We start from the raw sequence: 25416 nt of genomic DNA, 5'->3' as shown, positions 1-25416 counted from the left end.
GTGCGTCGCCCGCCACCGGGGCAGATGCTGGACCCGTGATGGACGAGACGGAGTTCTGGGAGATCATCGACAGCACCCGCGAGGCCGCCGAGGGCGACCCCGAGGAGCACGCCGACCTGCTCGTCGAACGGCTGATGCGGCTCGATCCAGACTCCGTGCTCGACTTCGCCCGGCATTTCGAGGCCCGGTACAACCGCGCCTACCGCTGGGACCTGTGGGGTGCGGCGGCCGTCCTGCTGGGCGGGGCGAGCGACGACGCGTTCGACTACTTCCGCTGCTGGCTGATCGCGCAGGGCCGGGAGGTCTTCGAGGGCGCGGTGCACGACCCCGACGCCCTGGCCGAGCTGCTGGACGACTTCGACGAGGAGCTGGACGGGGACGGCGAGGAACTCGGTTACGCCGCCGACGAGGCCTACGAGCAGCTGACCGGGGTGGTCGCCCCCGATCTGGGGCTGCCGCCGCAGCCCTCGGAGCCCGCGGGCACGCCCTTCGGCTTCGACGACGACACGGCGCTGGCGGAGCGTTTCCCCGCGCTCTGGGAACGTTTCGGACCGGTCTGACGGCCTTCCGAGGGCTCAGGGCGTCAGTGGACGGCCCATCAGCACGTCGTCGACGTACCGTCCGCCCAGGAAGAACTCCCCGGGCAGTACGCCCTCGACGGCGAATCCTTCCGCCTCGTAGAGCGCCCGGGCGGCGGTGTTGTGGCCGAGCACGCGCAGGGTGAGCCGTCCCGCACCCCGACGTCGCGCCTCGGCGAAGGAGGCGCGCAGCAGCGTGCGCGCGATCCCCTGGCGCCGCGCCCAGTCGGCGACCGCGAGGCCCTGTATCTGCAGGACGTGGGCGTTGCAGGCGAGCGGGGTGGGGCGGGCGAGCCTGATGTAGCCGGCCGGACGCACCTCGCCGGCGCCGGTCACCGCGTCGGCGACCAGGAACTCGCGGGGCGGATGCCGGTCGTCGAAGAACGGCCCGTACGGCGGCTGCGGCCTCGGCTGCACGGCGTGGAGGGTCGACCAGGTGGCCCGGTCGAGCTCCCCGAGCGCCGTCTCGTCCTCGGGCACGGCGGGGCGGACGGGGCACGGGGACCGGAACAGGGGCGCGGACATGGGCGCCACTGTGCCATGCGTGTTTCCCGGTCCTCTCCGGCGCTCCCCTCCCGCGTGACGGGACGCGCATGGGGCAGGATGGTCGGCATGCTGCGTTCCCGAATCGCCGTCACCGGATCGACCGGCCTCATCGGAGCGGCGCTCGTGCGCTCGCTGCGCTCCGACGGGCACGAGGTGGTGCGCCTGGTGCGCCGCCCCGCCGCGACGGGCGACGAGGTGGAGTGGGACCCGAAACGCCAGTACGTCGACGCGGCGGGCCTGGTCGGCTGCGACGCGGTCGTCCATCTGGCCGGGGCCGGAGTGGGCGACCACCGGTGGACGGACGCCTACAAGCGGGAGATCCGCGACAGCCGGGTCCTGGGCACGGCTGCCGTGGCCGAGGCCCTCGCCTCCCTGGACACACCGCCGAAGGTGCTGCTGTCCGGATCCGCCATCGGCTTCTACGGCGACACCGGTGACCGCGCGGTGGACGAGGGCGCGCCCCCCGGCGAGGGCTTCCTGCCGTCGGTGTGCGTGGAGTGGGAGGAGGCCACGGCGCCCGCCGAGGAGGCGGGCGTACGCACCGTCCACGCGCGGACCGGTCTGGTCGTCTCCCGGCGGGGCGGAGCCTGGGGGCGCCTGTTCCCCCTGTTCAAGGCGGGACTCGGCGGGCGGATGGGCGACGGCCGGCAGTACTGGAGCTTCATCGCGCTGCACGACCACATCGCGGCGCTGCGGCACATCCTGGACACGGAGACGCTGTCCGGCCCGGTGAACCTGACCGGCCCCTCCCCCGTCACCAACGCCGAGGTGACGGCGGCGATGGGACGGGTGCTGCGGCGTCCGACCCTCTTCACCGCTCCGGCGCCCGCGCTGAAGCTCGCGCTCGGTGACTTCGCCGGGGACGTCCTGTCCAGCCAGCGGGTGCTGCCCGGCCAACTTCTCGACTCGGGCTTCGTGTTCGCCTTCCCCGGCATCGACGACGCCATCCGCGCCGCGCTGCGCTGATCACGGCCTGGCCTGCCGGGAGCCCGCGGTCCGGGCGCCCGTGCGACCCCGTGCACCGGTGCCCGGGGTACGCGCGACTGCGCCGCTCTCGGCCATCGACCTAGCCTCTACCCGAACTCGGGCATTCCGGGGGCCTGTTGGGGGCAATAGCCCCCCAGCAGCCGCACCGACTCGGGGAGGGGCACGTGCTGAGGGCACACACATCGGACCACGCGGATGTGGTCATCATCGGGGCCGGGATCGCCGGCCTGTCGGCGGCCCACCAACTGATCAGCGCAGGAGTGGACGTCAGCGTCCTGGAGGCCGCGGCGCATCCCGGCGGCCGGATGGCCACCGACGACGTGGACGGGTTCCGGCTCGACCGTCTGGGCCCGCTGCTGAGCTCCGCCTGTCCGGAGCTGGGCAGCACCCCGGGGCTCGACGGGCTGGTCCTGCGGGACTTCGCCCCCGGGGTGCTCGTCCACAGCGAGGGCCGGCAGTACCTCGCCGGGGACGTACGGAGCGCTCGGGGCGCACTTCGTGCTGTGCGCTCCCGTCCGAGCGCCCCTCACGCGCCTCTCGGTGGGGCGATCGAACAGGCCAGGCTCGGCGCCTGGCTGGCCCGCCTGGCCGGCGCTCCGGAGTCCCGGATCGCGGCCCGGCCCGACGGGGCCGCGCTCGACGCGCTCCCGGCGCGCGGTCTCCCGCCCCGCGTCGTGGACGGATTCCTGCGCCCCCTGCTCTCGGCGCTGCTCGCCGACCCCGGACTCACCACGTCGAGCCGCACGGCCGACCTCGCCCTCCGGGACTACGCGCGGGGGCGGCTCTGCGTGCCCTCGGGAGGCTCCGCGACGCTGCCGGGGCTGCTGGCCGCCGCCCTGCCGCCCGGGACCGTACGCACCGGGGTGCATGTGACGGCCGCCGACATCACCTCCGTACGCACCAAGGAGCACGGCGAGCTCGGCTGCCGGTCGCTCCTGCTGGCCACCGGAGCGGGAGCCGCGGCGGAACTGCTGCCGGGGCTGCGGACACCCGCCTTCCATCCCGTGACCGTGCTGCACCACACCACCGCCCAGGCGCCGCCGACGGGCGCCCGGCTGCTGCTGGACGCGGACCGCTCGGGTCCGGTGGCCCACACGGCCGTGATGAGCGAGGTGGACCCCTCGCGCGCGCCGCACGGCCGGGTCCTGATCACGTCCACGGTGCTCGGCCCGCCGCCGCCGGACCTCGACGACGCGGTCCGCGCCCACCTCGCCGCGCTGTACGGCACGCCCACCGACGACTGGGAGCTGCTGGCCGCCCACCACGACCCCGAGGCGGTCCCCGCCATGCCGCCGCCGCACGATCCGCGGCGGCCGGTGAGGCTGCTGGCCGGGCTCTACGTCTGCGGCGACCACCGCGACACGAGCACGGTCCAGGGCGCCCTTCGCTCCGGGACGCGGGCCGCCTCGGCGATCCTGGCCGACCTGGGGGTGCGCCGCCCGCAGGCGGACGGGACGGGGCTGCCCACCGCCGCGTAGGACCCGGCCCGTCCGGGCCGGGCGGGTGCCGGTCGCGGTCAGCCCAGAGCGGCGACCCGTTCCCGGTATCCCCGTACGGCGGCGGCGTCCCGGTGGGGCTCCAGCCGGCGCTCGAAGTCCCGCACGTACTCCGTCGCGCGCACCGACCTCATCTCCGCCGCCTGCTGGGCCGCCTCGGCACCCAGCAGGCACGCCTGGTCCAGCTCACCGAGCCCGAGCCGGGCGGTCGCGAGCACCACCCGGCAGAACAGCCGGCTCCGGGCGTACGCCGGTGCGCGCAGCTGGAGTGAGCGCTCGGCGTGCTGGGCGGCGACACGGTACTGCTGCAGGTCGCGGTGGCAGTGGCCGAACTCGTCGGCCAGCTGTGCCTCGTCGAAGTAACGGGCCCAGTGGGGCACGTCGTCCCCGGGCCGGGAGATCCCCAGGGCCCGCTCCGCCCGTACGAGTGCGGCGACGCAGGCCCGGGTCTCCCCGAGCACGCCGTGTCCGCGCGCCTCGACCGCGTGCAGCAGGGCCAGGACGACGGGCGGCGCGGAGGACCCGATGCCCTGCTGGGCCACGCGGGCGAGCTGGACGGCCTCCCTCCCGTGCCCGAGGTAGACCGCCTGCCGGCTCATCGTGATCAGGACGAAGGCGCCGTACGCCCGGTCCCCCGCGGCCTGGGCGAGCCGCAGCGCCTGGACGAAGTAGCGCTGGGCGAGGCCGTGCGCGGCGATGTCGTACGAGGTCCAGCCGGCCAGCCGGGTCAGGTCGGCCACCGCCGAGAACAGCCTGCGGCCGATCGCCTCGCCGTACCTCCCCCGGAGCATCGGTTCCGCCTCGTGCTCCAGGTAGCGGACGAGGGCCTGCCTGGCGTGGCCGCCGCCGTAGGAGTTGTCCAGCGCCCGGAAGAGCTCGCCCACCGACCGCAGGGCCGCGACGTCGCCGCTGCCGACCCGCTGACCCGTGCCGCGTTCGGTCTGCCGCTGGCGCGGGACGGCCTGGGGCGGCGTCGCGGGCGCGGGCGGACGCGAGGAGCCGGGGCCACGGGTGCCCGCGTGCCGGGGGCCGTGGACGGCCGCTCCGGGGGCCTGGAGGGTACCGGCCCCGCTGCCCTGCTGGAGACCGTGCGGGGGCCGCGCGCCGAGCGCCTCGGCGGACGTGCGCGGGGCGGGCAGGCCGGCGGCGCCGTTCGCCCGCTCCGGCGGCTCACCACGGCCGACCCATTCGTCGGCCCGACCGATCAGCCAGTCGCGGCTGGGAACGACCAGTCCGGCGGGTGTGAACGCGATCTTGCGCAGCTCCGCGTGGCTGCCCGAGTCCTTGCGCCACAGCCCGCTGACGATGTCGACGGCCTCACCGGGCGTGGCCGCGAACTCCAGGCCGGCGTAGACGGGCGCGCACGCGTCCAGGCCCAGGTCCTGGGCGGAGAGCCTGCGCCCGAGCCGTCTGGTGAAGACCTCGGCGATCAGCGCGGGGGTGGTGCCCCGGGGCTGCTGGCCGCGCAGCCAGCGGGTGACCGAGGTCTTGTCGTACCGCAGGTCCAGCCCGTGTTCGAGGCCGAGCTGGTCCACGCGGCGGGCCAGGCCCGCATGGGAGAACCCGGCCTCCGCGATGAGGGCAGCGAGCCGCCGGTTCGGGGTGCGCTGCGGAGGTCGTTCCGACATCAGCTGTGAGGTCTCCTGCCTTCGGCGCCGGGCGGGCAGCCCTGTACGGGCTCCCCCACGATGGGTGGCGGGCGAGCCCGTTATGGAACGGCGCGAACTTAACGGCCATGGCGGTGGCGCCGACGGGCTTCGCTCCACGTTCATCCGATCGTGTGAGGATTGTCGGATCGCTGACGGAATCCACCCGCACACACCTGCCGGACCTCCCCCTCCGGAGCGGTCGTACAGTGGCCGGGGGCGCACATCAGTGCATGGTGACGTGGTTCCGGGGACACCCCCCGGCCCTGCGGCACCACGAGTAGGGAGGCACCCGAGTGAGTGAGCTGCGGTTCGTCCGTCTGGGATTCGGCGAGGAAGCGGTCGACTACCAGGAGGCATGGCAGAAGCAGCGCGAGGTGCACGCCGCCCGGTTCGAGGACACCGTCCCCGACACCTGCCTGCTCCTCGAGCACCCGCCCGTCTACACGGCGGGACGGCGCACCACCGAGAGCGAGCGGCCGCTGGACGGCACCCCCGTCGTCGACGTCGACCGCGGCGGGAAGATCACCTGGCACGGCCCGGGACAGCTGGTCGGCTACCCGATCATGAAGCTCCCCCGGCCGGTGGACGTGGTCGCCCATGTCCGCCGCCTCGAGGACGCGCTGATCCGCACGGCCGCCGAGTTCGGCGTGGAGACCAGCCGGGTCGAGGGCCGCAGCGGCGTCTGGGTCCTCGGTGACCCGGTCGAGGACCGCCCCGCGCTCGGTGGGCTCTCGCTGGACTTCGACCCCCGTCTGCACGACGAGGAGTTCGACCCGCGGCTCAACGGCCCCGAGTACGCGCCGTCCAACGCGGGCCAGCGCCGCGAGGACCGCAAGCTCGCGGCCATCGGCATCCGGGTCGCCAAGGGTGTGACCATGCACGGATTCGCCCTCAACGTGAACCCGGACAACACCTGGTTCGACAGGATCGTGCCCTGCGGCATCCGCGACGCCGGAGTGACCTCGCTGGCCTACGAACTGGGCCGTGGGATCACGATCGCGGAGGTCCTCCCGGTGGCCGAGAAGCACCTGCGGGACGTCCTGGAGAACGCGGAGCTCGCCCCCCGCGCGGTCGGGGCGGCCGTCCCGGAGCCGTCGAACGCGGTGGCCCCCGCCTGAGGCGCCCCGGGGCCCGCGCGGAATAGGGCCCCTCGGCCACAGGTTGGCCATACGTAAGACCGTTCTAACCACGGGCGTACCCTGGTGTTCGCCGAAGAATCCAATGCAGCGAAAGCAAAGGGGTGCCGGAGTGTCCGGTGTCGCACCCGACGGGCGCAAGATGCTGCGCCTGGAGGTCCGAAACAGCCAGACCCCCATCGAGCGCAAGCCCGAGTGGATCAAAACCCGGGCGAAGATGGGCCCCGAGTACACGAAGATGCAGGCGCTCGTGAAGGGCGAGGGGCTGCACACCGTGTGCCAGGAGGCCGGCTGTCCGAACATCTACGAATGCTGGGAGGACCGCGAGGCGACGTTCCTCATCGGCGGCGACCAGTGCACCCGGCGCTGCGACTTCTGCCAGATCGACACGGGCAAGCCGCAGGCGCTGGACCGTGACGAGCCCCGCCGTGTGGGCGAGTCCGTCGTGACGATGGACCTGAACTACGCCACGATCACCGGCGTCGCGCGCGACGACCTGGACGACGGCGGCGCGTGGCTGTACGCGGAGACCGTGCGCCAGATCCACGCCCAGACCGCGGGCCGGGAGGGCGGCGCCACGAAGGTGGAGCTGCTCATCCCCGACTTCAACGCGGAGCCCGCGCAGCTCGCCGAGGTCTTCTCCTCGCGCCCCCAGGTGCTCGCGCACAACGTCGAGACGGTCCCCAGGATCTTCAAGCGGATCCGGCCCGGCTTCCGTTACGAGCGTTCGCTGGAGGTCATCACCCGTGCCCGTGAGGCCGGTCTGGTGACGAAGTCCAACCTGATCCTCGGCATGGGTGAGACCCGCGAGGAGGTCAGCGAGGCACTCAAGGACCTGCACGACGCGGGTTGCGAGCTCATCACGATCACGCAGTACCTCCGGCCCTCCGCGCGGCACCACCCGGTCGAGCGCTGGGTGAAGCCGCACGAGTTCGTGGAGCTGAAGGACGAGGCCGACGCGATCGGTTACTCGGGCGTCATGTCGGGACCGCTGGTGCGTTCCTCCTACCGCGCCGGCCGCCTCTTCCAGCAGGCGATGGAGCGACGCGGCGTGACCGCCGCGGCCGCCCAGGCCGTGTGAATCGGCGCACAAGGGATCACTGAACAGCAGGAGCCGCGACGACGCGGTCCGCACGTCTCCCGCAGGTAGGGGGCCCGTACGGACCGCGTCGACGTGCGCGGCGCCGAAATCAGAGTTTCATTGGTGTTTGACCGACCGGTCATGCACTGGTAACACCGAGCAGTGACCCTAGGTACATACGCGGTGGCTCCCGCAGCCCCCGTCGTCATTGCTTCCCGCTACTCAGTGCGCGCCGGACGCGCGCATCCGCTCCGAGGGGGAACACCCACGATGCACGCAGCACCGGTACGAGCCAACACCATCCCGACCGTCACCACCGCGCTCCGCGCGGTCGAGTCGCTGCTGATGAGCAGCGGCCAGCGCACCGCCCGCCGCAACGCCTGGACGGCCGTCCTGGAGGACCGCCGCAGGGCGCAGGACCGGGTCGACGCGGAGCATGTGCTGAAGGCTGTGGCCGACCACCGTTCCTAGGTCACTCCCGCGCCACGTAAACTTCGGTACATGGCGAGGAAGGCACAAACTGAAGGCGCGGACAGCGCCGAGAACGCGGGGCGGCTCAAGCAGATCGCCCTGACCTACAAGATGACCAAGCGGTCGGACCCCAAGGTGGGTCTTGTCGTCGCGGGTGTGGGAATCATCACCTTCGGTGTCCTCCTCGCCATCGGTTTCCTGATCGGTCACCCTGTCTACGCGGGAATCCTGGGCTTCGTCCTGGCCTTCCTCGCGATGGCGATCATCTTCGGACGGCGTGCCGAGCGCGCGGCCTTCGGTCAGATGGAGGGCCAGCCGGGCGCGGCCGCGGCGGTGCTGGACCGGGTGGGACGCGGGTGGACCACCACTCCGGCCGTCGCGATGAACCGCAGCCAGGACGTCGTCCACCGGGCGGTGGGCAAGGCCGGCATCGTGCTGGTGGCCGAGGGCAACCCGAACCGCGTGAAGAGCCTGCTGGCGGCCGAGAAGAGGCGCATGGCCCGCATCGTCGTGGACGTACCGGTGCACGACATCATCGTCGGTGACGGCGAGGGCCAGGTGCCGCTGAAGAAGGTGCGCACCACGATGCTGAAGCTTCCGCGGGTCCTCACCGGCCCCCAGGTGACCGCCGCCAACGACCGGCTCCGGGCGATGGGCGACCTGATGAGCAACATGCCGCTGCCCAAGGGGCCGATGCCGAAGGGCATGCGGATGCCGCGCGGCGGGAAGATGCGCTGACCGAGCACATACAGGAGAGCGGCCCCGGACGAGGTGATCGTCCGGGGCCGCTCTTCTGTTTCCGGGCAGAACCGTGGAGCCGTGGTGGCCGCGCAGTCACCGGGGCCGTGAAGTCACCGGAACCGTCCCACTCCGCGGACGCCTGGGCGGGCGCCGTGCGGACGGCCGGGACGAGCACCTGTGCGAGCGCCGTCACGGAGCCTTCAGATACGGACCTGGACGGCGCGGGCGAGCCTGTCGTGGAGGCCCCGGCTGTCCCGGTCCCAGACGATGGCGGGGATCACGAGGAGGAGCAGCACGCTCCGCAGGGCGACCCGTACGGCACCGAGCCGCCCGCCGTCCTCGGCGATCACCCGCAGGCCGAGGATCCGCTTGCCCGGTGTGGAACCCACGGTGCCGACGGTCAGCAGGCTCATGACGAGGAAGACACCGAGCGCCCAGTTCCCCGCGGCCTGCTGGTCACCACGAGCGAACAGCCCGTATGCGATCAGCATGCTCACGGCCCAGTCGACGAAGAGTGCCCCGAAGCGCCGGCCGAGCGGGGCCACGGACCCCGGGCCTTCCCGGGGCAGACCGAGGCGCTCGCCCCGGTAACCGAAGTCGGCGCCCATCTCCTCGGCCGCCGCGCGCGGCCCCGAGAGCCACGATCCGATTGCTTGCCTGTTGTCCACCCGTCCACGGTACTGCGCCCACGTTTGCACCTGGCCGGGCGGGGCACGGAACACGTCGCCGAGGTGCCGTCCGCAACCGGGCTGGTTAACTTGTGCGAAACAAATGGGTCATGCTGGAGAAATGCCGTCTGCCTATGGTCGGTCCAGCGTGCGCCACCGCACTGGCCACACAGACGAGCTGCAACCCCGCCCTTTCCCGGGTCGGGAGTAGGAGGAGTTGGATGTTCCAGAACGCCGACGAAGTCCAGAAGTACATCGCCGACAACGACGTCAAGTTCGTCGACGTCCGGTTCTGCGACCTGCCGGGTGTGATGCAGCACTTCACGATCCCCGCGGCGTCCTTCGACCCGGCCGAGGAACTGGCATTCGACGGCTCGTCGATCCGTGGCTTCCAGGCCATCCACGAGTCGGACATGGCGCTCCGCGCGGACCTGTCGACAGCTCGTGTCGACCCGTTCCGCCGCGACAAGACCGTGAACATCAACTTCTTCATCCACGACCCGATCACGGGCGAGCAGTACAGCCGTGACCCGCGGAACGTGGCCAAGAAGGCCGAGGCCTACCTCGCCTCGACCGGCATCGCCGACACGGCGTTCTTCGGCCCCGAGGCGGAGTTCTACGTCTTCGACAACGTCCGCTTCCAGACGTCGGCGAACGAGAGCTTCTACCACATCGACTCCGAGGCCGGCGCCTGGAACACCGGTGCGGTCGAGAACAACCGCGGCTACAAGGTCCGCTACAAGGGCGGCTACTTCCCGACGCCGCCGGTGGACCACTTCGCCGACCTGCGTGCCGAGATCTCCATGGAGCTGGACAAGAACGGCCTCCAGGTCGAGCGCCAGCACCACGAGGTCGGCACCGCCGGCCAGGCCGAGATCAACTACAAGTTCAACACGCTGCTCGCCGCGGCCGACGACCTGATGCTCTTCAAGTACATCGTGAAGAACGTCGCCTGGCGCAACGGCAAGACCGCGACCTTCATGCCGAAGCCGATCTTCGGTGACAACGGCTCGGGCATGCACGTCCACCAGTCCCTGTGGTCCGGCGGCTCCCCGCTGTTCTACGACGAGCAGGGCTACGCGGGCCTCTCGGACATGGCGCGCTACTACATCGGCGGCATCCTGAAGCACGCCCCGTCGCTGCTGGCGTTCACCAACCCGACGGTGAACTCCTACCACCGCCTGGTCCCGGGCTTCGAGGCTCCGGTCAACATGGTGTACTCGCAGCGCAACCGCTCCGCCGCGATGCGCATCCCGATCACGGGATCGAACCCGAAGGCCAAGCGCGTCGAGTTCCGCGCCCCGGACCCGTCGTCGAACCCGTACCTGGCGTTCTCGGCGCTGCTGATGGCCGGTCTGGACGGCGTCAAGAACAAGATCGAGCCGCCGGAGCCGATCGACAAGGACCTCTACGAGCTGGCCCCCGAGGAGCACGCGGGCGTCCAGCAGGTCCCGACCTCGCTCCCGGCGGTCCTCGACGCGCTCGAGGCCGACCACGAGTACCTCCAGGCCGGCGGTGTCTTCACCCCCGACCTGATCGAGACGTGGATCGACTACAAGCGCACCAACGAGATCGCCCCGATCCAGCTGCGTCCGCACCCGCACGAGTTCGAGCTGTACTTCGACCTCTAGGCCGCGGATCCACGCGAAGGCCGCCACCCGCTCGGTGCGGGTGGCGGCCTTCGCCGTGCGCAGGACATCTGCGGGGACGGCCGGGCGGTGCCCGGCCGTCGCGCGCCCGGAGGGTCAGTCCGTCAGCAGCTCGCGCAGTTCACCGACCGCCTCGCGCAGGTGTTCCGCGAAGGCGTGCATCTGGTCGGCCACCGCGAGCGGGGTGCTCAGATAGAGGTTGAAGCGGTCCGGGAGCAGGACGTAGGCGACGCCGATGCACTTGCTGCTCGTGGAGCCGAAGCCGAAGTACTGGATGTTCTCGGACGGTGCCGAGCTGGTGCTCAGGTAGTCGTCCCGCATCGTGAGCCAGCCCGGTGAGCGGTACAGGGCGGGCTGTCCGGTGACGCCGAGTTCCTCGCCCCGGCGGCGCTGGATGAGTTCCAGCTCCCAGAGGTGCTGCTCGGGGGCCTCGCCCGCCTGGCATTCCTTCGCGCGCGCCACATGGGCCGCGGCGGCGGCCCGGAACGCGGCGCGGCGGGTGTCGCGGCCGGCCCCGGGGTCGTCCATCGCCGCGACGAACGCCTGCATCTCGGGGGTGACCACGCGCATCGCCTCGGTGCGGCCGTAGCGGTACTGGCGGGTCGCGATCGACTCGTACGTCGCTCCCAGGTGGCCCTTGGCCCACTGGTGGGCCAGCTGGTACGCGGACTGGACGAAGGCGTCCGGGGACACTCCGAGTGCCTTGGCGGCCCTGCTCCCGAAGTCGCCGAACGACACGGTGCGGGTCGCGGTGTCGTTCCCGTACGCGGCGAACGCCTCGGCCGCCGAACGCACCCGCGCGCGCTGGGCGGCGTCCAGTTCGAAGGTCAGCGGCCGCGGCACCGGTACGCCCTGGGGGCGCGCCCCGGACGCGCGGGAGTGCTCGTCGGGCGGGGTGCCGAGCAGCGCGTCGGTGAAGCTGAGGACGGTCGTGCCGTCCAGCTCGCAGTGCTCGACGTTGATGCCGGCCCGGCCGTCCGCGAAGACGACGAAGGAGACGGCCTTGTCGAACCAGCGGTTGCCGCGGTCCCCGTGGAGCAGTTCGTCGCAGGCGGCCTGGATGTCCCGGGGGGCGAAGTCCTCCAGGCACACACAGAACAGGGCGGTCTCGATGTCGTCCAGTGTCCGGGCGTTCGCGGGGCGGTCCTCGACGAGCGACGCGCGGGTGGCCGCCCACTCGGCCCGCGCCATGGTGGTGAGATGGCCCGCCCGGTCCTCCTCGGCCGTGTGGACGTCGGACTTGGTGACGGCGCGCAGGCCGGCCTGGATCTCATCGAGGCCGTGCGGAACGCCGTCCGGTCCGATGACGTCCAGCCGGAACATGGTGCCCCGGAAGAACACCACGATGTGGCGGGCGGTGGACGGCCCGGGGGCCTGCTCGCTGTAGGGGGCGCGCACCGTGTCCAGCGGCACGCCGGGGACGCGGGTCGTGGAGAAGAGGTACTGGTTCTGCACCATCGACTGCGGCACGCCCCGCTGCTCGACCGGTGCGATCAGCCCCTCGTCGAGCTGCCGCTTGTAGTGGAGCGCGCCCGCGACAAGCCCGGCGGCGCGGTCGAGTTGTCCCTCGCCGGTGTCCTTGAAGAGGAAGAAGAAGTTGGCGTTGAGCGCGATCCGGTCCCGGCGGCCGAGGTAGCGGTACGGCCAGAAGGTGTCGAGCCAGCTGTGCACTCCGTCCGTCGCGTCGTACTCCTCCAGCGCCGCGTGCAGGATCCGGCCGGTGCCGCCGGGCCGCAGGAAGGCGGTGACCTCGGCCTCCGTCGCCGCCCTCTCCTCCGCGGTCAGCAGCGGGGCGCACCAGGCGAGGAACCTTTCGCAGCTCGCCTCGAGCGTGGGAAGGGGCACCCGCGGGAGGCTCCTCTCACGGGCGGAGGCGGTGCCGGCTGCTGCTTCCTGACTGACGTTCAATGCGGCTCTCTTCTCGGGTGAGTGGGGTGGAGAGGGCTAGGGGTGCTGCGGCCTGGAGAGGTGGAGCTGAGCGTAGAGCCAGCCGTCCTCCTCCAGCCCGCTCGCGTCGAGACCCGCGGCGGCCATGCCGTCCAGCACGCCACGCTGTTCCTGCGGGCCCGCGAACCGCCGCTGCCGGAATACCCCGTCGACCCGGACCGTCCGGTAGCCCAGCTCCGCGAGGGCCTTCTCCATGGGGTCGAACGGGAACATCCGCAGGACGAAGTGCGCCATCCAGGGGAGGCGGCCGTCCTGCGCGCGCACGACGCGGGTGAGGGTGCGCTCGGTGACGTAGCCGACGCATCCCGTCGAGATCACCAGGTCGGCCCCGGCGAGCAGGTCCCGCTGGGCGGGGGTGGGGTCGTTCGACTCGAGGTCGGCGTTGACGGTGGCGTCGAGGAATCCCGCCTCATGGGCGTAGGCCAGGGCAGGGGCGGAGGCGTCCAGGCCGGTGAAGCGCAGCGGGTGCGCGGGGCGGCGGGAGTGTGCGAGGTCCCGGTCGCGCTCCAGCAGTCCGGCGCGGGAGGCGGGGCCGCTGCCGTCGTAGCGCGCGTACAGCTCGTCCATCGTGGTGTCGTACTTGAGCAGGGCGGCGTTGATCCCGTACGAGCAGCCGATGTCCAGCACGTGGGGGACGGCCACGTGCTCCGTCTCCCGGTACTCCTTGAGGATCTTGTCGAACCAGGGCTTGGCGAGTTGGGGGACCTGGTAGCCGAGCGGGCGGAGCGCCTGGAAGTAGGTGCGGGGGTCGGGCGCGGTGTAGATGTGGTCCAGCGAGACTTTTCCGGACGCGTCGAGACGCAAGGGGCTTCTCCTCGGTGGTGCGCGTGGCGGTACCTGGGACCGTTCGCGAGGTCCTAGTCCAGAAGCCGGTCCCCCCGCACGGCCCGCCCCTCCGCGGCCAGGTGTCCGGGCAGGACGCGGCCGAAGAGCTGGCGGGTGCGCGCCACGCTGCCGATGACGCCGGGTCGCTCGCTGTAGGCGAAGATCGCGCTGTGCCGCGCGAGGCCGCCCCGGACGGGGCTGACCCGGTGCAGTGAGTAGCGGCCCTTGAACAGCTGGAGGTCGCCCGGCCGCAGCGGAAGACGCTCCGGCTGCCGCGTGCCGTCCAGGACGTCGCGGACGTCGTCGAAGCACTCGTCGGCGGCGGACCGGATGTTCGGGCAGTACTCGAAGGAGCCGCCCTCCTCCGCCTCCTGGGTCAGCATGCTGACCGTGTACTCGTTGGTGTCGAAGTGCCAGGGGTGTTCCATGCCGGGCCGTACGACGTTGAGCACGAGGCCGGAGAGCGGGTCGGCCAGCTCGTACAGCCGGGGCAGTCCGAAGCAGTCCGCGACGAAGCGCTGGAACGAGTGGTGGGTGTGGAGCCTGCTGATGAGGGAGCCGCCGGGGATCCGGTCGCGGGCGACGAACGCGTTGCCGCGCTCGAAGGTGCGCCGGCCCGGGTGGTCCTCGGGGAGATCCGTGTCCACGTCGATGTTGTAGACGTTGACGGTCTCGACGTCGAAGTAGGCGTGCGGGGCGAGCGCGACGCACTCCTGGCGCAGGACCCCGTGCAGCTCGGGCCGGACGAAGTCGGGCAGGACGGTGCAGCCGACCTCGGCCAGTTCGCGGCGCGCCCGCGCCACCACGGCACGGGCTTCGGTGCTGTCGGGGTCGGACAAGGGGTAGCGGTCCGTGTCGACCACCTGGTCGAGCGTGATGGCTTGCAGAGTGCTCATACGACCCTCTCCACGCGCACGTCGATAACTCAACTGACGAGTAACAGCGTTGAAGTTCCCACAGCCCCGACTCATTGTCTGTGACACGTCACACTTCTGGCCCGCGGATGCCGTGGTCAGGGCCTCTCCCGTGCCGCTTCCCGTCAGTCGAGACCGATGACGGGGCGCACGCCGAAGTCCTCGAACATGTCCTCGCCCTCGGGGCCGTGGAGGAACTCGGCCGTGGCCGGATTGCGGTTGGCGGTGGCCAGCGGCAGCCATTCGAGGAGGGTGCCGTACCCGCCGCAGACCGCCTCTCCCCCGTCGCCGCCGTATACGGAACCGGGGTCCGAGGTCATCTCGGCGGTGTCGTAGACGTCGGAGGCGATCTGCAGCCCGAAGGCGTTGCGCCGGTGGTGCGGGCCGTCGCCGGCGCCGTACGGGGACGCGCCCTGCGGGACGTCCCCGCCCCAGCGGAACAGCGTGCGGGCGCCGGCGCCGCAGGCGTGCTCCCACTCGTCGGGGCCCGGCACCCGCAGACCCTGCTCGGCCAGCAGGGCGGGTACCAGCGCGGGGAGTTCGGGGAGCTTGCGGGGCTCCACGGCCATGAGCACGGTGGGCAGGACGGCCGTGCGGAGCGGGGTCATCACGCGGGCGAGGTGGGCGCGCGGGTCCTCGTCGAAGCCGAACCCGCCGGCCACGCTCTCCTCGCGGTAGGAGACGAGCTGTTCGGGGGACGGCTCCCAGGCTTCCACGTCGAACCCGACGGTCACCTCGCCACCGGGGACCAGTGCGTACCGCTCACCGTCGCGCTCGATCACGGCACGGTGCAGCGTCCCGCCGAGGTGCGCGGTGGCATCCACCGACAGGACGGAGCCGTCCACGCGGCGGGCGGCCTCCTCCGCGAACCGGGCGGCGGCGGCCGTGTCCAGGGTGCGCCAGCGGGCGAAGGTCAGGTCGCTGAGAGACATGGCGCGCAGTCTGCCACCCGGTCCGGACACCCCTGCGCCCGCCCGGGCCCCCGGACTTCCGGGGCCCGGGCGGACCGGGTCAGCGGCCGTAGCGGATCAGCGCACGGACCATGCGGCAGGTGGTGTCGGACGGCGGGTGCATGGCGAGGCGGTCGGCCGTCGCGCGTATCCGGGCGTTGTCGGCGGTCGACGGCTGGTACACCCCGGAGTCGAGCAGGGCGATCGTCAGGCGCATGGCCTTCAGGCGGCGGTTGTGGGAGACGTACCACTCGCGGGGCCGGCCCGCGGGGAGCCGCTTCTTCCGCAGCGGCTTGTGGAGCGGCTCGGTCGTGACTGTGGCGACGGCCATCGGCAACCTCCTGGCACGGTGGTGGAACCCTCACGAACTCCCCCTATTCTACGGTCCCCCACTGACAATCGCCCCTGGCCAGAGGCCATTTCGAGGATCCCTCCCGTACCCTTGGCCCCATGGAGATCTGGATCAATCCCGCATGTTCCAAGTGCCGCAGCGCGGTGAGTCTGCTCGATGCCGAGGGCGCCGACTACACCGTCCGCCGCTACCTGGAGGACGTGCCGTCGCCCGACGAGATCCGGGCGGTGCTCGGCCGTCTCGGACTGGAGCCGTGGGACATCACGCGCACCCAGGAGGCGGACGCGAAGGAGCTGGGGATCGCGGACTGGCCGAAGGACGCCGGATCGCGTGAGCGGTGGATCACGGCGCTGGCCGGACACCCGAAGCTGATCCAGCGGCCGATCATCACCGCGCAGGACGGCTCGGCGGTGGTGGCGCGGACGGACGAGGCGGTCAGGGACGCGCTCGGGCGCTGAGGAACTCCTCCATGCGCAGGCCGACTTCGGATGCGCCGGGATCCGTCTGCGGCAGCGAGTGATGAGTGGCGCCCGGAAGCGTGACCGTCTCGGCGTCCGGGAGCAGCCGGGTGGCCCTCGCCGCCACCCGCCCGGCATCGTGGGCCCGGCTGTCCCCGGCGAGCAGGACGAGCGTCCTGGTGCGCAGCCCGCGCAGTTGACCGGGCGAGGGCCGCGGTCCGGTGACCGGACGGGCGGAAGGGAAGCCCACCGCCTCGTCACGCAGCCGGGCACGGGCGGGGTCGGGGGACACGCCTCCCGTCTCCCAGTCCAGGAAGGCGCGGCTACGCCGGACCGTGGGGCGGAGCAGCATCGGCAGGGCGCGCAGCAGATAGCCGGGGCGCAGTCCCGCGAAGCACCCGGTCGGATCGACGAGTACGAGCCGGCCGACACGCCGGGGCGCGTACAGGGAGTACCGCAGGGCGATCCAGCCGCCGTACGAGTGGCCGCAGAGGGCGGCCGACTCCACGCCGAGCCCGCCCAGCAGGGCGTCGAGCCACGCGTTCAGATCGGCCACCGTCCTGATCGGCCGCTCCCCCCGCACGCTGCGGCCGGGTTCGCCGACGAGATCCACCGCGTGGATCCGGTGGGTGCGGCCGAGCAGGGACGCCTGGGCGGACCACACGGTGGAGGTGGCGCCGCCGCCGGGCAGCAGGACGAGGGGTGGCGCACCCACGGGACCACAGCTGTTGACGTGCGTCGCGCCGTACGGGGTCGGGACCAGGGACGACGACGTTCCGGCGGGCCAGTGGGCCGCCAGGACGTCGTCGTACGCGGCGAGCAGACCCGGCGGGACAGGGCGGTTCGCGTGCGTCATCGATGCCTCCTGCGGAGCATTTTATCTCGCCGAGCGAGATAAAATGCGGCAATGACCGAACAGGACGAGCAGGACGGGCCGGAGATGGAGACGGTCCATCTGCTGCGCCGGGTGTCGATGGAGTTCGGGCTGCGGCAGGCGGAGTTCGCCCATCGGAACGGGATGCACCCCACCGACGTGCGCGCCCTGGTCTGCCTGCTCGACGCCGGCCGCGCGGGGACGCCCGCGACCGCCGGCTGGCTGGGGGCGCGGCTGGGGCTCAACTCCGCCGGGACCACCGCGCTCATCGACCGGCTGGAGGGCCTCGGCCACGTGACCCGCACCCGTGACCCGCACGACCGGCGCCGGGTGCTCCTCACGGTCGACGCGCGCGCGGTGGAGCGGGGGCGGGAGTTCTTCGGGCAGCCACTGGCCCGGATGGCCGGCCTGCTGCGCACCTTCGACGACCGGGAGACCGCGGCCGTCCTGCGCTTCCTCCAGGAGGCGCACGCGGCGCTGGGCGGGGACCGGGACCGATCCGCCGCTCAGGGCCGCGGGCCCCTCGGGGTCAGCGCCCCAGCTCCGCCTCGGCCTGCGCGAGGACCTCGGTGAGCCGCAGTCCGAAACGGACGTCGCAGTCGTGCGCGACCCCCGTGCGCGCGGCGTCGGACAGCGCGTCCACGGCGGCCCGGAACGCGTCGAGCGCGTCGCCTCCTCCCTCCGGGAGGGCGGACACCCCCGCCGTGCCCCGGAACTCGACCTCGGTGCCCGCCGCGCCCTCCGGCGCGCCCAGGGCCAGCGTCACCGTGCTCGACGCCCCCGAGGTGTGCCGGAGCAGCAGGTGGACGGCGTCCGCGGGACCGCGGGCCGCGACCACGTCGGTCACGTCGCCCAGGACCGGGATCAGGACCGAGAGCGCGTGCGGGCCCACGTCCCACAGGCCCCCCTTCTCGCGGCGCCAGGGCGAGGCGGTGAACTCGCTGGGCGCGTCCGGGGCGAACAGCGCGCCGATCCACGACGCGCGTGCCGTGAACCAGCCGCCCGTGGCAGCCTGTTCGGCGATCCACCCCGCCGTGCCCCGGGCGAACCGCAGGGTGCAGAAGACCACGGAGGCGACCCCGGCCCGCTCGGCGGCGTCCGCGGTCCCACGCGCCCCTTCCACCGTGGTGGCGACCGGTTTGTCCAGCAGCAGGTGGCAGCCCGCGTCGGCGGCCCGCACGGCCAGGTGTGCCTGGACGTCCGGCGGGACGGCGAACGCCACGGCGTCGCTCGTGGCCAGGAGTGCGTCGAGGCCCGCCTCCCCGCTGTAGGCCTCGGTGCCGTGGGCCGCGGCCAGTGCCCGCGCCGCCTCGGGCCTGCGGCCCCATACGCCGCCGAGCACGGCCCCGGGGTGGCCGGCGAGTGCGGGGGCGTGGGTCAGGCGTGCCCAGGGGCCGGCCCCGACGAGGCCGATCCGCAGCGGCGGGGCGGAGGAGACGTGTGTGGTCATGCCGCCAGTCTGCCCGGACGTCCGGCCGGACAGGGGCGGGAACGGTCCCGGCGCTGCCTGGAAATGGGTCCCGCCGACCGGAACGTATCCAGTGCGCCGCAGGCTGAGACGGCCCCGGGCGGCGGCACCAGGCGCCCGACACCCCCGGGAAACACCGGTAACACCGGGTTCACACGCGGGCAACGGTCGGGAAATCGCACTTTGCGAAGCTGCGCGGCATAGACCGCAGCACCCGCAAAGGATGGCGTCCGTGACGTTCAAGGCTGAGTACATCTGGATCGACGGCACCGAGCCGACCGCGAAGCTTCGCTCGAAGACGAAGATCATGGCGGGCAGCCCCACGCAGGACGTGGCGGACCTGCCCATCTGGGGCTTCGACGGTTCGAGCACCAACCAGGCCGAGGGCCACGCCTCCGACCGGGTGCTGAAGCCGGTCTTCACGTGTCCGGACCCGATCCGCGGCGGTGACGACGTACTCGTCCTGTGCGAGGTCTTCAACATCGACATGACTCCGCACGAGTCCAACACCCGCGCCGAGCTGCGCCCGGTCGCCGAGCAGTTCGCGGGCCAGGAGCCGGTCTTCGGCATCGAGCAGGAGTACACCTTCTTCGACGGCCACCGTCCGCTGGGCTTCCCCGAGGGCGGCTTCCCGGCCGCGCAGGGCGGCTACTACTGCGGTGTGGGCGCGGACGAGATCTTCGGACGCGACATCGTCGAGAAGCACCTCGACAACTGCCTGACGGCGGGTCTGGCCATCTCCGGCATCAACGCCGAGGTCATGCCCGGCCAGTGGGAGTTCCAGGTCGGACCGGTCTCGCCGCTGGAGGTCTCGGACCACCTGTGGATCGCGCGCTGGCTGCTCTACCGCACCGCCGAGGACTTCGGCGTCTCCGCGACGCTGGACCCGAAGCCGGTCAAGGGCGACTGGAACGGCGCGGGCGCGCACACCAACTTCTCGACGAAGGCGATGCGCGAGGGCTACGAGGCCATCATCACCGCGGCCGAGTCGCTCGGTGAGGGCTCGAAGCCGATGGACCACGTCAAGAACTACGGCGCCGGCATCGACGACCGTCTGACCGGCCTGCACGAGACCGCCCCGTGGAACGAGTACAGCTACGGCGTCTCCGACCGCGGCGCCTCGGTCCGCATCCCGTGGCAGGTCGAGCAGGACCGGAAGGGCTACATCGAGGACCGCCGTCCGAACGCCAACGTCGACCCGTACGTCGTCACCCGGCTGATCGTCGACACCTGCTGCACCGCGCTGGAGAAGGCCGACCAGGTCTGATCCCGCACCGTCCGTCCCGAAGGGGCGCCCGTCCGACGGGCGCCCCTTCGGCGTACCCGGACCGGGACGGCCGGTGAACGGGCGGAAACGGACGGTACGGAAGGGGTGCGTGAGGAACCTGACACGGTGGTCCGTATCGACGGGTGAGAGGACCCTGCTGCGCGGCCCCGAACTCTGCTTCAATAGGGACATGGCCAGCCACCAGTACACCGCGTCGGGTCGCAGCGACCTCGAGCCGTTCTGGCCCTCCCGTCAGCACCATGACTTCGACCGGGTGTGTTGCCGCGCGTGGAACGCGCAGGCCCTCTAAAGCCGCCTCATCCCGGCCTTCGGCCCGCGCGCACGACGTACGTCCTCGACGACTCCTCGCGCGAAAGAGCTGACCCCTCATGGCGAACACCCGTACCTTCTCCACCGCGGCGACCGCGGTGCCCGCTGCGGCCACCACCCGCACCCCCCTGTCACCCAACCGCCCCCGGCTGCGTGCCGTCGACCGTGACGAGGTCTCCGACCTCGCGGACGTGGCCGGCTTCCTGCCTCCGGGCGCGACGTGGCTGCCCGCGCCCCAGCACACACTGCCCGCTCTGCCGGGCCGGCCGCCGATGGTCGGATACCTGGTCCTCGTCCCCGCCGACCAGCAGCCGGACCTGGCGGGGGCGGGGGCGGTGGCGTCCGCCCAGCACCGCGCCTTCGTCCCGGAGCCCGCGGCCGACGTGCCGGCGAGCGGCCCCGTGCAGATCGACTCCACCCGGCGCACCGCCGCCGTGGACGGCGTCACCCTGGACCTGACCTATCTCGAGTTCGAGCTGCTGGCACACCTGGTGGCCCACCCGCACCGGGTGCACACCCGCGATCAGCTGGTGACGACGGTCTGGGGGTACGGACACGTGGGCGACGGGCGCACCGTCGACGTCCATGTGGCCCGGTTGCGCCGCAAGCTGGGCGCCGAGCACCGCAGGTCGATCCAGACCGTGCGGCGCGTGGGTTACAAGTACGCGCCCTGACCGCGCACCGTGCGCACCAGGAGGCCCCGGGTCCTGACCCGGGGCCTCCTGGCGTCGCGGGGCCACCGGGAGGGTGACGGGGGTGGTGCCAGGTACACCCCCGTCGGGTGGCGGAACGGCTGACGGTGCCCCTGGCGCGCGGGAGAGACTGAGGGCCGAACGGGATCCGACGTGGGGCCCGGCGAGGGGAGAGACCATCATGAGATCGGCCAAGAGCCGGGTACGGACCGCGCTGCGGAGCGGCGGACGGGCGTTCGTCCTCTCCTTCGAGGCCCTGGCGGGCTCGGCCGTCCTCCTCGTCCTGTCGCTGCTCTCCTTCACCCTGGTCCTGCTGGGCGTGGGCCTGGTCACGACACCCAGGCTCACGGAGGCGGTGCGCAAGCACGCCGACCGGCGCCGCCGGCTCGCGGCGACGTGGTCGGACGTCCGCATCCCGGTCCCCTACCGGCCGTTCCCGAAGGACGTGCGCGACGGCCTCACCGGGCAGGTCGAGCGCACCAGGCACATCCTGAAGGACCCGGCGACCTGGCGGGACCTGCGGTGGCTGCTGCTCGACATGACCGCGGGCTACGTGCTGCTGGCCTTCTGCTGGGCGCTGCTGGTCTATCCGGTGGAGGGGTTCGCCCTGGCGGCGGGGCTGTGGCGGGTGTTCGAGGACAACACGTACTGGTACGGCTTCGTGCCGGTCGACAGCCAGGCGACGGGGCTGGCCGCGGCGGCGCTCGGCGTCGTGCTCCTGCTCGTGGGGATGTGGGCGAGCCCGTCCCTGCTGCGGCTGCACTTCGTGCTCGCCCGGTCGGTTCTGGCACCCACCCGGGAGGAGCTCGCACAGCGCATCGACCGGCTCACCGAGACCCGGCACGAGGCCGTGGACACGGCCGCCTCCGAACTGCGGCGCATCGAGAGGGATCTGCACGACGGCGCCCAGGCCCGGCTGGTGGCGATGGGCATGAACCTCGGCACCATCGAGGCGCTCGTCGAGAAGGACCCGGCGCAGGCGAAGAAGATGCTGGCCATGGCGCGCGCCTCCTCCGCGGAGGCCCTGACCGAACTGCGCGATCTCGTACGGGGCATCCACCCGCCGGTGCTCGCCGAACGCGGGCTCGGGGACGCGGTGAAGGCCCTGGCCCTCCGGCTGCCGGTCGCCTCGGAGGTGACCGTGGAACTCTCCGGGCGCGCCGAGGCCCCGGTCGAGTCGGCGGCGTACTTCGCCGTCAGCGAGGCGCTGACGAACACGGTGAAGCACGCGGGCGCGGACCGCCTCTGGGTGGACGTCCACCACAGCGAGGGGATGCTGCGGATCTCGGTCACGGACAACGGCAGCGGCGGCGCGGCGATCGGCACCGGCTCGGGGCTCAGCGGAATCGAACGCCGGCTGGGTACATTCGACGGCGTACTGGCCGTCAGCAGCCCCGCGGGCGGCCCCACCATGGTGACCATGGAGATCCCTTGCGCGTTGTCCTAGCCGAAGATCTCTTCCTGCTCCGCGACGGCCTCGTGCGGATGCTGGAAGCCTACGATTTCGAGATCGCGGCGGCAGTCGAGAGCGGGCCCGAACTGACGAAGGCTCTGGCGGAGTTGCGGCCGGACGTCGCCGTCGTCGACGTGAGGCTCCCGCCGTCCCACACGGACGAGGGACTGCAGTGCGCGCTGACGGCCCGCCGCGAGCGGCCGGGGCTTCCCGTGCTCGTCCTGTCGCAGCACGTGGAGCAGCTCTACGCCCGGGAGCTGCTGGCCGACGGCAACGGCGGCATCGGCTATCTGCTGAAGGACCGGGTGTTCGACGCCGACCAGTTCATCGACGCGGTGCGCCGGGTGGCGGCGGGCGGTACGGCGATGGACCCTCAGGTCATCTCGCAGCTGCTGTCGCGGCGCTCGGTGGACGAGCCGATGGGCGCCCTGACGCCCCGGGAGCGTGAGGTCATGGAGCTGATGGCGCAGGGCCGTTCGAACGTGGCGATCGCCGCGCAGATGGTGGTCACGGAGCGGGCGGTGGCCAAGCACACCTCGAACATCTTCAGCAAGCTGGGGCTGCCGGTGTCGGACGACGACAACCGCCGGGTGCTCGCGGTCCTCGCCTACCTCGACCGGGGCTGACCCGACGGCCGGCGTACCCGTGGGTGCCGTGCCTTGCCGGGCCTGCTGGCCGAGGTGCGGCAGAGGGCCTGAGCCGTTCGGCACCCGGACCGATTCCGCGGAGGTCTGAACGGGCGGGGCCCGCGTTCCGTATGAGACGTCACGCTTCTGACTCGAAGCCTCGAAGCGGAGGAGTTCCATGGGACGCACATCGCGCAAGAAACGTTCGACCGCGGCCAACCGGGCGATCGCCGCCTCGGCCGCGCTGATCCTGGGCGGAGGTGGGCTGGTCGCGGTCAACGTCCACGCGAGTGCGGGCGAGGGCGCGTCCGGTCCGCCTCCCGGGCGGTTCCGGGAAGCGGCCCGTCAGCTGTCCACCATCGACTGTCCCGACGCGGGCTTGGCCCTGCCCGACGTGCCGGACCGGGCCCGGCCGGAGGTCGACCGCGAGCTGGCGGCGATGGATACGCAGATCACCGACGCCTACCGGCAGTTCGCCGACCGCAGGGAGCGGATCGCCCGGGATCCGGATCTCGCCGAGAACGCCGTGCTCGGCCCGTTGAGGGCGAAGCGGACGGCCAGCCTCGACCGGATCGGGACCGCCGTCGAGCGGGTGGCGGGCAACCGGCCGCAGGGCCTGGACGGGCTCGCGGGCTGCGGGCTCCGCGCCGACGACCAGAGCGGCGGCGACGACGGGGGCGGCGACGGTGCCGGTGGTGGTGACGGCCAGGGCGGCGACGGCGGCCAGGACCCCGGGGACGGCACGGACCAGGGCCATGACGGCGGCCAGGAGGAAGGCCAGGACGGAGGCGGCGGCGCGGACGACGGTCAGGGCCGGGTGGGCAACGGCCCCGAGGCGGCCGACTTCGTCGACATCCGGTCCGTCCAGCCGGACACGGACCGCCCACGCAACCGCCGGGGCGCGTCCCGCGGCACGTTCACCACGGACTGCGGCCGCAACGAGAACGGCAAGTTCAACCCCGACAACGTCATCGCCGCCCCCGGCGTGAGCAACGGCGCCCACCACATGCACGACTACGTGGGGAACCAGGCGACCGACGCGTTCGCCGGCGACGACGACCTGGCCGGCGGGGAGACGACCTGCCGGAACCAGGGCGACCGGTCCACCTACTACTGGCCCGTGCTCCGGCTGCAGAACGGCCAGGACGAGGACGACGTGGACGCGGACGGCGGCGGCAGGGACGGGAACGCCGGGGAGATCCAGACCCCCTCGCAGGTCACGCTGCGGTTCGTCGGATCACCCGTCGGGAAGGTCACGGCCATGCCGCGCTTCCTGCGCATCATCACGGGGGACGCCAAGTCCTTCACCAACGGCGACGCCAACGCCAACGCGTCCTGGAGCTGCACCGGTTTCGAGGACAGGCAGCTCGCGGACAAGTACCCGATCTGCCCCGAAGGCAGCAAGGTGGTGCGGTCCTTCGCCTTCCAGAGCTGCTGGGACGGCCGGAACACCGACAGCGCCAACCACCGCACCCATGTGGCCTTCGCGCGGGAGGACGGGCGGTGCCCGGACGGTTTCAGGGCCGTCCCGCAGCTGGTGCAGCGCATCGTCTACGACGTCCCGCCGGGTCCCGGCTTCGCCGTCGACTCCTTCCCCGAGCAGCTGCACAAGGCCGGTACCGACCACGGCGACTTCATCAACGTCTTCGACGACAAGCTGATGAAGAAGGTGGTGAGCTGCATCAACGGCGGACGCAGGTGCCGCTGACGCCCGGCGCCCCCGGGGCGGCGTCCGTCCGCCCCCTCGATCCTGCGCGGTCAGCTCCCGTGGTGACCGGAGTGCCCTTCCTCGCTCCCCCCACCGCCACTGTTCCCCGAGTGGTGCGGCGAGGCGGTCTCCACCGTCCCCCCCAGCCGGCCGCGCAGTGCCGCGACGACCTCCGGGTCACCGACCGCGACCCATTTCCGGCCGACGAGGTAGGAACCGCCGTAGTCGTTGGCCTCGTTGATCCACTCCCGCTGCCCGCGGTCGGTGGCGAAGGTGGCCAGCACGTAACGTCCGTCCTCAGTCGTGCAGTTGGCCTGCCTGAGCTCCTCGGCGTCGGTCTGCAGCCTGGGGTCGCAGTCCGCCTTCGAGGCGAGCTGTTCCAGGGTGCCGCTCGCGGTGGGCGGCTTGGCGGGCCGGTCGTCCCGGTCCGCTCCCCCGCCGCACCCGGCGAGCGCTGCGCACGCCGTGAGCAGGGCGAGCCCCGCCCGCACGGCCGCCGTGGTCCGGCGGACCCGTCCTCGTCGCCATCCCAGCCGCTGCGCCATGCGGT

Annotated in this window: 26 protein-coding genes; 15 read left to right on the top strand and 11 right to left on the bottom strand. The window is 72.3% G+C overall.

Going from position 1 to position 25416, the window contains the following annotated elements; genetic code table 11:
- The first annotated feature begins 38 nt into the window (after positions 1-38).
- Complete coding sequence (locus IA22_RS0103975) at positions 39-560, top strand: DUF4240 domain-containing protein (RefSeq protein WP_014156653.1); 522 nt, start codon at positions 39-41, stop codon at positions 558-560.
- Between the two features lie 15 nt (positions 561-575).
- Here the strand turns inward: IA22_RS0103975 and IA22_RS0103970 are convergent, their stop codons facing one another.
- The gene (locus IA22_RS0103970) at positions 576-1103 is read right to left on the bottom strand and encodes a GNAT family N-acetyltransferase (RefSeq protein ID WP_030122754.1); all 528 of its coding nucleotides are present in this window, start codon (positions 1101-1103) and stop codon (positions 576-578) included.
- Positions 1104-1190: 87 nt separating this feature from the next.
- On the opposite strand from IA22_RS0103970, the gene IA22_RS0103965 reads away from it, so the two are divergent.
- Together IA22_RS0103965 and IA22_RS0103960 are read left to right on the top strand one after the other, a co-directional pair.
- Complete coding sequence (locus IA22_RS0103965; RefSeq protein WP_015576885.1) at positions 1191-2090, top strand: TIGR01777 family oxidoreductase; 900 nt, start codon at positions 1191-1193, stop codon at positions 2088-2090.
- A gap of 185 nt (positions 2091-2275) precedes the next feature.
- On the top strand, positions 2276-3589 hold the full coding sequence (locus IA22_RS0103960) for an NAD(P)/FAD-dependent oxidoreductase (RefSeq protein ID WP_015576886.1): 1314 nt from the start codon (positions 2276-2278) through the stop codon (positions 3587-3589).
- 38 nt (positions 3590-3627) lie between these two features.
- On the opposite strand, the gene IA22_RS0103955 is transcribed toward IA22_RS0103960, so the two are convergent.
- Positions 3628-5235 (bottom strand): NsdA family TPR-like regulatory protein, encoded by a 1608-nt coding sequence (locus tag IA22_RS0103955; protein ID WP_014156649.1) that lies wholly within the window; start codon positions 5233-5235, stop codon positions 3628-3630.
- Positions 5236-5549: 314 nt separating this feature from the next.
- Here IA22_RS0103955 and lipB point away from each other — a divergent pair, with 314 nt between their 5' ends.
- From lipB to IA22_RS0103935, 4 genes are all read left to right on the top strand, one after another.
- Positions 5550-6374: a lipoyl(octanoyl) transferase LipB gene (lipB, locus tag IA22_RS0103950; protein WP_030122753.1), complete on the top strand. Its 825-nt coding sequence runs from the start codon at positions 5550-5552 to the stop codon at positions 6372-6374.
- 130 nt (positions 6375-6504) lie between these two features.
- Positions 6505-7473, top strand: coding sequence for a lipoyl synthase (lipA, locus tag IA22_RS0103945; RefSeq protein ID WP_030122752.1), 969 nt, complete (start codon positions 6505-6507; stop codon positions 7471-7473).
- A 270-nt stretch (positions 7474-7743) separates the two neighbouring features.
- Entirely contained in the window at positions 7744-7944 is a 201-nt protein-coding gene (locus IA22_RS0103940) for an SCO2195 family GlnR-regulated protein (protein ID WP_014156646.1), read from the top strand.
- Between the two features lie 30 nt (positions 7945-7974).
- Positions 7975-8682 carry a DUF4191 domain-containing protein gene (locus tag IA22_RS0103935; RefSeq protein WP_014156645.1) on the top strand — a complete coding sequence of 236 codons (708 nt, stop codon included), beginning with the start codon at positions 7975-7977 and terminating at the stop codon, positions 8680-8682.
- A 203-nt stretch (positions 8683-8885) separates the two neighbouring features.
- Here the strand turns inward: IA22_RS0103935 and IA22_RS0103930 are convergent, their stop codons facing one another.
- The gene (locus IA22_RS0103930; RefSeq protein ID WP_015576890.1) at positions 8886-9353 is read right to left on the bottom strand and encodes an RDD family protein; all 468 of its coding nucleotides are present in this window, start codon (positions 9351-9353) and stop codon (positions 8886-8888) included.
- A gap of 221 nt (positions 9354-9574) precedes the next feature.
- Here IA22_RS0103930 and glnA point away from each other — a divergent pair, with 221 nt between their 5' ends.
- Positions 9575-10984: a type I glutamate--ammonia ligase gene (gene glnA, locus IA22_RS0103925; protein ID WP_014156643.1), complete on the top strand. Its 1410-nt coding sequence runs from the start codon at positions 9575-9577 to the stop codon at positions 10982-10984.
- A 114-nt stretch (positions 10985-11098) separates the two neighbouring features.
- On the opposite strand, the gene IA22_RS0103920 is transcribed toward glnA, so the two are convergent.
- From IA22_RS0103920 to IA22_RS0103900, 5 genes are all read right to left on the bottom strand, one after another.
- Complete coding sequence (locus IA22_RS0103920; RefSeq protein ID WP_245229537.1) at positions 11099-12847, bottom strand: choline/carnitine O-acyltransferase; 1749 nt, start codon at positions 12845-12847, stop codon at positions 11099-11101.
- A 99-nt stretch (positions 12848-12946) separates the two neighbouring features.
- Positions 12947-13753 carry a class I SAM-dependent methyltransferase gene (locus IA22_RS0103915; protein ID WP_014156641.1) on the bottom strand — a complete coding sequence of 269 codons (807 nt, stop codon included), beginning with the start codon at positions 13751-13753 and terminating at the stop codon, positions 12947-12949.
- A 53-nt stretch (positions 13754-13806) separates the two neighbouring features.
- The gene (locus tag IA22_RS0103910; RefSeq protein WP_030122749.1) at positions 13807-14670 is read right to left on the bottom strand and encodes a HalD/BesD family halogenase; all 864 of its coding nucleotides are present in this window, start codon (positions 14668-14670) and stop codon (positions 13807-13809) included.
- A gap of 143 nt (positions 14671-14813) precedes the next feature.
- Positions 14814-15620 (bottom strand): hypothetical protein, encoded by an 807-nt coding sequence (locus IA22_RS0103905; RefSeq protein ID WP_030122748.1) that lies wholly within the window; start codon positions 15618-15620, stop codon positions 14814-14816.
- Positions 15621-15699: 79 nt separating this feature from the next.
- On the bottom strand, positions 15700-15969 hold the full coding sequence (locus tag IA22_RS0103900) for a hypothetical protein (RefSeq protein ID WP_014156638.1): 270 nt from the start codon (positions 15967-15969) through the stop codon (positions 15700-15702).
- Between the two features lie 119 nt (positions 15970-16088).
- Here IA22_RS0103900 and IA22_RS0103895 point away from each other — a divergent pair, with 119 nt between their 5' ends.
- Entirely contained in the window at positions 16089-16448 is a 360-nt protein-coding gene (locus IA22_RS0103895) for an arsenate reductase family protein (RefSeq protein WP_014156637.1), read from the top strand.
- Here IA22_RS0103895 and IA22_RS0103890 read toward each other — a convergent pair.
- Complete coding sequence (locus IA22_RS0103890) at positions 16426-17304, bottom strand: alpha/beta fold hydrolase (protein ID WP_030122747.1); 879 nt, start codon at positions 17302-17304, stop codon at positions 16426-16428. The genes IA22_RS0103895 and IA22_RS0103890 overlap by 23 nt on opposite strands.
- 51 nt (positions 17305-17355) lie before the next feature.
- Between IA22_RS0103890 and IA22_RS0103885 the strand changes: the two genes are divergently transcribed.
- The gene (locus IA22_RS0103885) at positions 17356-17895 is read left to right on the top strand and encodes a MarR family winged helix-turn-helix transcriptional regulator (protein WP_015576897.1); all 540 of its coding nucleotides are present in this window, start codon (positions 17356-17358) and stop codon (positions 17893-17895) included.
- Here the strand turns inward: IA22_RS0103885 and IA22_RS0103880 are convergent.
- A complete protein-coding gene (locus IA22_RS0103880) occupies positions 17852-18772 on the bottom strand; it encodes a Gfo/Idh/MocA family protein (RefSeq protein WP_030122746.1) in 921 nt (306 codons plus the stop codon). The two genes, IA22_RS0103885 and IA22_RS0103880, sit on opposite strands and share 44 nt — an antisense overlap.
- Before the next feature lie 250 nt (positions 18773-19022).
- Here IA22_RS0103880 and glnII point away from each other — a divergent pair, with 250 nt between their 5' ends.
- The 5 genes from glnII (at position 19023) to IA22_RS0103850 (ending at position 24866) form a co-directional block, all read left to right on the top strand.
- Complete coding sequence (gene glnII / locus IA22_RS0103875) at positions 19023-20057, top strand: glutamine synthetase (protein ID WP_014156635.1); 1035 nt, start codon at positions 19023-19025, stop codon at positions 20055-20057.
- Between the two features lie 389 nt (positions 20058-20446).
- Positions 20447-21061 carry a winged helix-turn-helix domain-containing protein gene (locus IA22_RS0103865; RefSeq protein ID WP_030122745.1) on the top strand — a complete coding sequence of 205 codons (615 nt, stop codon included), beginning with the start codon at positions 20447-20449 and terminating at the stop codon, positions 21059-21061.
- A 199-nt stretch (positions 21062-21260) separates the two neighbouring features.
- Positions 21261-22526 (top strand): sensor histidine kinase, encoded by a 1266-nt coding sequence (locus tag IA22_RS0103860; protein WP_030122744.1) that lies wholly within the window; start codon positions 21261-21263, stop codon positions 22524-22526.
- A complete protein-coding gene (locus IA22_RS0103855) occupies positions 22511-23158 on the top strand; it encodes a LuxR C-terminal-related transcriptional regulator (protein ID WP_014156631.1) in 648 nt (215 codons plus the stop codon). The genes IA22_RS0103860 and IA22_RS0103855 overlap by 16 nt, the downstream gene beginning before the upstream one ends.
- 178 nt (positions 23159-23336) lie before the next feature.
- Complete coding sequence (locus IA22_RS0103850) at positions 23337-24866, top strand: DUF1996 domain-containing protein (RefSeq protein ID WP_030122743.1); 1530 nt, start codon at positions 23337-23339, stop codon at positions 24864-24866.
- 50 nt (positions 24867-24916) lie between these two features.
- On the opposite strand, the gene IA22_RS0103845 is transcribed toward IA22_RS0103850, so the two are convergent.
- The gene (locus IA22_RS0103845) at positions 24917-25411 is read right to left on the bottom strand and encodes a hypothetical protein (RefSeq protein ID WP_030122742.1); all 495 of its coding nucleotides are present in this window, start codon (positions 25409-25411) and stop codon (positions 24917-24919) included.
- Positions 25412-25416 lie beyond the last annotated feature (5 nt).

The sequence above is a fragment of the Kitasatospora papulosa genome (assembly GCF_000717245.1).
GTDB lineage: Bacteria > Actinomycetota > Actinomycetes > Streptomycetales > Streptomycetaceae > Streptomyces > Streptomyces papulosus.
The sequence above is the reverse complement of the archived record's forward strand: the minus strand, read 5'-3'. Positions and strand labels throughout refer to the sequence as shown.